This window comes from Micromonospora acroterricola (assembly GCF_003172955.1).
In the GTDB taxonomy this organism is placed as follows: Bacteria; Actinomycetota; Actinomycetes; order Mycobacteriales; family Micromonosporaceae; genus Micromonospora; species Micromonospora acroterricola.
In genome coordinates this window covers 1-5,835 of the sequence record NZ_QGKR01000237.1, presented here as the reverse complement: position 1 = coordinate 5,835, position 5,835 = coordinate 1, and the positions used below count along the sequence as shown (strand labels likewise).

The following is a 5,835-nucleotide window of genomic DNA, read 5'->3' as shown; positions in this document are numbered from 1 at the left end:
ACCGCGGGGTCCCGGCCCATCCGTGTCTGCCCCGCAGATCTTGGACAGTTGCCGTTCGAGCGTGACGGAAACTGTCCAAGATTCGGTCGTGGTGGTGTGGAGATGCCGCTGGCCGGCACCCCGGGTTGAGGGTGCCGGCCAGCGGCTGTGCTGCCGTGCTGCGTTCTTTGGTGGGTCAGCTGTTCCAGTGCTGGGCGACGAGGTCGGTGGCCTGCTGCTCCCACTGGGCGTAGGCGTCGGGGTAGGCCGAGACCTGCACGGTCTGCGCCGCGTCGGTGAGCGCCATGTCCTGCCACCCGTCGACCTGCTTCAGACCCTTGAGGAACGCGGTCGTCGAGTACTCCGGGTCGGTGATCTGCTCCGGCGTACCCCAACCCGAGCTCGGACGCTGCTGGAACAGGCCCAGCGAGTCATGGTCGTTGCTGTCGCCGAGGTGGCCCAGGTTCTCCAGCTTCGACTCCTGCAGGCTGGTCGCGATCGAGATGACCGCGGCCCGCTCGGGCAGGCCGGCCTTCTTCGTGGCGGCGATGATCGCCTTGACGTTGGCGGTCTGCTCGTCGTTGAGGTCGATGTGCGACTGGGCGCCCTGCGCCTTGACCGTCTGCACCGCGACCGCGACGGGCTTGCCCTCGACCGGGGTGGCGGCGTGGGCGGCGATCGGACCGGCGAAGACACCACCGGCGAACGCGAGACCAGCAACGGACAGCATGCTCTTACGAATAATCGTGTTCATGGGGGTTGCTCCTTCGGGGGTAGACACCCACACGCCTGTTCAGGGGAACGGCGTCGCGGGTGTGAGCACCTCGTCCGGCGCTTCCAAACAAAAGGGAAAGTCTTCGGGGTCGGCGGCCTACGGGCGGGGGCCTCGTGGCGCCGGGTCCATGTGTAACGACCTGCGGGCCGGGCTCATTCCGGGGTTGGCCCGTCCATCGGCACCCGGTCCAGCGGGCGCTCGTGCGCCGTCAGGGAGTCTGCAACCACCGGGCGGCCGGGCTCATTCCGGGATCGGCCCATCCATCAGCACCCCCGTCGGGCGCGGCGGTCAGGGAGTCTGCAACGACCGGACCCTGGGCCCGCATTTCCATCCCTGGGAGCGGGGCTGGCGGCCCGTGGTCCTGCGATCGTCAGAGGATGTAACGACCCCCGGCCCGCCACGATTCCACCCCACGGATGGGCCCGGTCACAGCCCAATACCCCCGATACCGGATATAACGCCACCCCTGCCCCTCGGCCCGGGGGCGGATCGGCGTGGTCCGTGCCGAAAGCGACGACTCGTGCAGATCGTTTCGGTGACGGCGCGACCGGGGGAGGAGAGTGCCGTGCTGGGGCGACCTGGGCCCGATGTCGGGACCTAGCGGACATCCGGGCATGCCGGCCGGATGCCGGACATCCTGACGTCCGGTAACGCGGGCCCGACGCCGGACCACTGACGTTCGGGGACGCGGGCCCGAGGTCAGGACCTGCGGACATCCGGGCACGGCGGGCCGGATGCCGGACAGCGCTGACGTCCGGGCACGCGGCCCCGAGGCCGGACCGACTGACGTTGGGGCACGGGGGCCCGATGCCGGACCACTGACGTCCGGGACGGCGGACCAGATGGCGGACCGCTCACGGCCGGGCACGCGGGCCCGGGTGCCGGGCACCGCAGACGTCGGGGCACGCGGGGCCCTGGGCTCGGACATCGCCGACATCGACGGGTCATTGTGAAGACCCGCGGGCCAACGTCGACATTAAGCGTGATACCTCAGAGGCATATTTATGCCTCAGCGGTATCGCGGCAACGACAACAACCGCCAGCACCGCGCGGGGACCGAATCAAGCGGCGACCACCGGGACGGGCTGCCGTGCCCAGCCCAGGGATCAGGGCCCCCGGCACGCTCGCCACCACGAGCTGCGACCGGACCGATGACCCCGCCGAGCACACGCAGCCCGCCGATGCGCACCCGCCGGGATGCCGAACCGCGCGCAGGGAACGATGCCGACCCACACCGCCGGCACGGGCAGGCCGAACCGCTCAACGGCCCGCGACGGTCCGAGCCCGGGAGCAGGCCCTAGGGTGGTCAGCGTGGCAACCCTTCTGCTTCTGCGACACGGCCGGACCACCGCGAACGCGGACGGCGGGCTGGCCGGCCGGCAGCCCGTCGAGTTGGACGAGACGGGCCGGGCCCAGGCGACCGCGGTGGGCGAGCGGCTGCGGGGGGTGCCGCTCGCGGCGGTGGTGAGCAGCCCACTGATCCGCTGCCGGCAGACCCTGGAGCTGGCGCTTCCGCAGGCCACTCCGGTGGTCGAGGAGGGGTTGATCGAGTGCGACTACGGCAGCTGGGAGGGGCAGCCGCTGAAGAAGCTCGCCAAGGAGCCGCTCTGGCCGGCTGTGCAGCAGCACCCGAGCGCGGTGGTCTTCCCCGAGGGGGAGGCGATGGCCGCGATGGCGGCGCGCGCGGTCGCGGCGGTGCGGTCGTGGGACGCCCGGGTGAGCGCCGAGCACGGGCCCGAGGCGGTCTGGCTGGCGTGCAGCCACGGTGATGTGATCAAGGCCATCGTGGCGGACGCGCTCGGCGTACACCTGGATCTTTTTCAGCGGATCGTGGCCGACCCGGCGTCGGTGACCGCGATCCGGTTCACGCCGTTGCGGCCGTTCCTGGTCCGGCTCAACGACACCGGCGGTGATCTCGCCGCCCTGGTGCCGCCGCCGCGCAAGCGGCGCCGGCGGGCGACCCGCGCGGGTGAATCGGACGCGGCCGTCGGCGGTGGGGCTGGTGGGCCATGATGATTGTCGCGACGCCCCCGCCCGCTGACCGCGTCGGCCCGCCCCTGGTCACGACGGTCGGCCCCGGTCGTCGGACCGGGGCGCCGGCAGGCGGCCGAGGGGCCGCCACGCCCGGGTGCAGCCGCTGGTACGCCGGGCGCGCCGCCGCCGGGGCGATTCGGGTCGGTGGGGTGCGCGATGCCATGGCGGGCCGGATAGGGTCGTGGGTATGACCCACCAGGTGCACGCCTTCGAACCGCCGGAGCGGTTCGTCGCCGGGACCGTCGGGCCGCCGGGGGAGCGCACGTTCTTCCTGCAGGCTCGCGGCGGCGGCCGGCTGGTCAGCGTCGCGCTGGAGAAGGTCCAGGTGTCCCTGCTCGCCGAGAAGCTGGAAGAGCTGCTCACCGAGGCCCAGCGGCGCTTCGGCGTGGACCTGCCCGAGCTGGCGCCGGTGGTGGGCGACAACGAGCCACTGGACACTCCGGTCGACGAGGAGTTCCGGGTCGGGACCCTCGGGCTGGCCTTCGACGTGGACACCGCGACCGTGGTGATCGAGGCGATCGCCGCCGGCGAGGTGGAAGCCGAGGTCGAGCTGGGCGACGAGGACGACGAGGACGAGGACGACGACGAGGACGACGAGCCGGACGAGGACCTGGACCGGCTCCGGGTCCGGCTCACCCCGCAGGCGACCCGCCAGTTCATCGAGCGGGCCCGGCGAGTGGTGAACGCGGGCCGGCCGCCGTGCCCGCTGTGCGGCCAGCCGTTGGACCCCGCCGGGCACCTCTGCCCGCGGCACAACGGTTACCACCGGTGACCTCGTCCGGCATCCAGCCTCGCCAGGACGGCGACGCCGCGCTGCGGCTGCTGCGTGACGGCGCGCTCGACCTCGAAGGGCGGCTGGTCGACGCGTCGAACACCACCCTGCGGGGCATCCTGACGCTGGACGGGCTCACCGCCCGGTGCGTCTACAAGCCGGTCCGGGGCGAGCGCCCCCTCTGGGACTTCCCGGACGGCACCCTCGCCGGCCGCGAGGTCTCGGCGTACCTGGTCTCCCGGGCCACCGGCTGGGACCTGGTGCCGCCCACCGTGCTGCGGGACGGCCCGTTCGGCCCGGGGTCCTGCCAGCTCTGGATCGACGAGCCGGAGGACGCCGAGCCGCTGGTCGGGTTCGTGCCCGCCGAGGAGTTGCCGCCGCGGTGGTTCCCGATCGCCGCGGCCCGTGACGACGACGGCGCCGCGTACGTGCTGGCCCACGCCGACGACCCGAGGCTGGCCCGGCTCGCGGTGCTCGACGCGGTGATCAACAACGCCGACCGCAAGGGCGGCCACGTGCTGGTCGGCGCCGACGACCGGATCTACGGCGTGGACCACGGCGTGAGCTTCCACGTCGAGGACAAGCTGCGCACGGTGCTCTGGGGCTGGGCCGGCAAGCAGTTGCCACCGGACGCCGTGGACATGCTCGACGGGCTCGCCGGGCAGGTCGCCGGGGCGCTCGGCGCGGAGCTGGCCGACCACCTGACCATCAGCGAGGTCGCCGAGCTGGCCGCGCGCGTCGACCGGCTGCGGGAGACCGGCCGGTTCCCACAGCCGCCGGAGGACTGGCCGGCGGTGCCCTGGCCGCCCATGTGATCCGCTGTCATCTTGATCACCCGTGGGGCGGCCCGGGCCCGACGTGGGGCTGGCTAGGCTGAGGCCATGGAGTCTTGGGCGGGACACGAGGTGCCACGGCTGCCGGGCAGGGGCGAGCCGCTGGCGTTGTACGACTCGGCACGGCAGGGTGTCCACCCGAGTGAGCCGGTCGACGCGGGAAGCATGTACGTCTGCGGCATCACCCCGTACGACGCTACACACCTCGGCCACGCCGCCACCATGATCACCTTTGACCTGGTGCAGCGGATGTGGCGCGACGCCGGCCGCCCGGTCCGCTACGTGCAGAACGTCACCGACATCGACGACCCGCTGCTGGAGCGGGCCGCCCGCGACGGCGAGGACTGGGTGGTCCTGGCGATGCGCGAGACGGCGCTGTTCCGGGAGGACATGGAGGCGCTGCGGATCATCCCGCCGGCGCACTACGTGGGCGCGGTCGAGTCGATCCCGGACATCGCCGACAAGGTCGAGGTGCTGGTCAAGGACGGGGCCGCGTACCAGCTCGACGACGGCACCGGCGACGTCTACTTCGACATCTCCGCAGCGCCCCGGTTCGGCTACGAGTCCAACCTGACCCGAGAGCAGATGCTGGAGATCTTCCCGGAGCGCGGTGGCGACCCGGACCGGGCCGGCAAGCGCGACCCGCTGGACCCGCTGCTGTGGCGCGGGGCCCGCGAGGGTGAGCCGTCCTGGCCGGGTGGGGAGCTGGGCCCGGGCCGTCCCGGCTGGCACATCGAGTGCGCGGTGATCGCGCTGAACCTGCTCGGTGACCGGATCGACGTGCAGGGCGGCGGCAACGACCTGCTGTTCCCGCACCACGAGGCGTCCGCCGCGCACGCCGAGCGGCTGACCGGCCAGGCGCCGTTCGCCGAGCACTACGTGCACGCCGGCATGATCGGCCTGGACGGCGAGAAGATGTCGAAGTCCCGGGGCAACCTGGTCTTCGTGTCCCGGCTGCGCGCCGACAAGGTCGACCCGATGGCGATCCGGCTGGCGCTGATCTCCGGGCACTACCGCAGCGACCGCGCGTGGACCGACGAGGTGCTGGCCACCGCGCAGGAGCGCCTGGCCCGCTGGCGGCGGGCCGCCGCCGCGCCCGCCGGGCCGTCCGGGGCCGAGCTGCTGGCCGGGGTACGCGAGCGCCTCGCCGACGACCTCGACACCCCCGGCGCCCTGGCCCTTGCCGACCGCTGGGCCGACGCCACCCTCGCCGGCACCACCGACGACCCCGAGGCCCCCGCCGTCTTCGCGAAAACCGTGGACGCCCTCCTAGGCATCCACCTCTAACCCCACCGCCCCACTCCACCCCGCCCGGCCCGCGTCCACCCTCTCTGCCCCCCGTTGATCATGAAGTTATTGCCTCGACACGCCGTCGCAGGCGGTAATAACTTCATGATCAACGGGGGGCAGAGAGGGTGGACGCGGGCCGGGCGGGGTGGAGT

The 5,835-nt window shown here is 72.7% G+C and carries 5 protein-coding genes; 4 read left to right on the top strand and 1 reads right to left on the bottom strand.

The genetic code is table 11. The features are described from left to right. Nucleotides 1-175: 175 nt before the first annotated feature. Complete coding sequence (locus DKT68_RS21285) at nucleotides 176-733, bottom strand: hypothetical protein (RefSeq protein WP_109819170.1); 558 nt, start codon at nucleotides 731-733, stop codon at nucleotides 176-178. Between the two features lie 1,323 nt (nucleotides 734-2,056). Here DKT68_RS21285 and DKT68_RS21280 point away from each other — a divergent pair. The 4 genes from DKT68_RS21280 (at nucleotide 2,057) to mshC (ending at nucleotide 5,680) form a co-directional block, all read left to right on the top strand. Next, nucleotides 2,057-2,767, top strand: coding sequence for an MSMEG_4193 family putative phosphomutase (locus DKT68_RS21280; protein WP_109819169.1), 711 nt, complete (start codon nucleotides 2,057-2,059; stop codon nucleotides 2,765-2,767). Between the two features lie 208 nt (nucleotides 2,768-2,975). Then, complete coding sequence (locus DKT68_RS21275; protein ID WP_109819168.1) at nucleotides 2,976-3,560, top strand: DUF3090 domain-containing protein; 585 nt, start codon at nucleotides 2,976-2,978, stop codon at nucleotides 3,558-3,560. Continuing rightward, the gene (locus DKT68_RS21270; protein ID WP_109819167.1) at nucleotides 3,557-4,375 is read left to right on the top strand and encodes an SCO1664 family protein; all 819 of its coding nucleotides are present in this window, start codon (nucleotides 3,557-3,559) and stop codon (nucleotides 4,373-4,375) included. The genes DKT68_RS21275 and DKT68_RS21270 overlap by 4 nt, the downstream gene beginning before the upstream one ends. Before the next feature lie 66 nt (nucleotides 4,376-4,441). Beyond that, entirely contained in the window at nucleotides 4,442-5,680 is a 1,239-nt protein-coding gene (gene mshC / locus DKT68_RS21265) for a cysteine--1-D-myo-inosityl 2-amino-2-deoxy-alpha-D-glucopyranoside ligase (RefSeq protein ID WP_109819166.1), read from the top strand. Nucleotides 5,681-5,835: the final 155 nt, after the last annotated feature.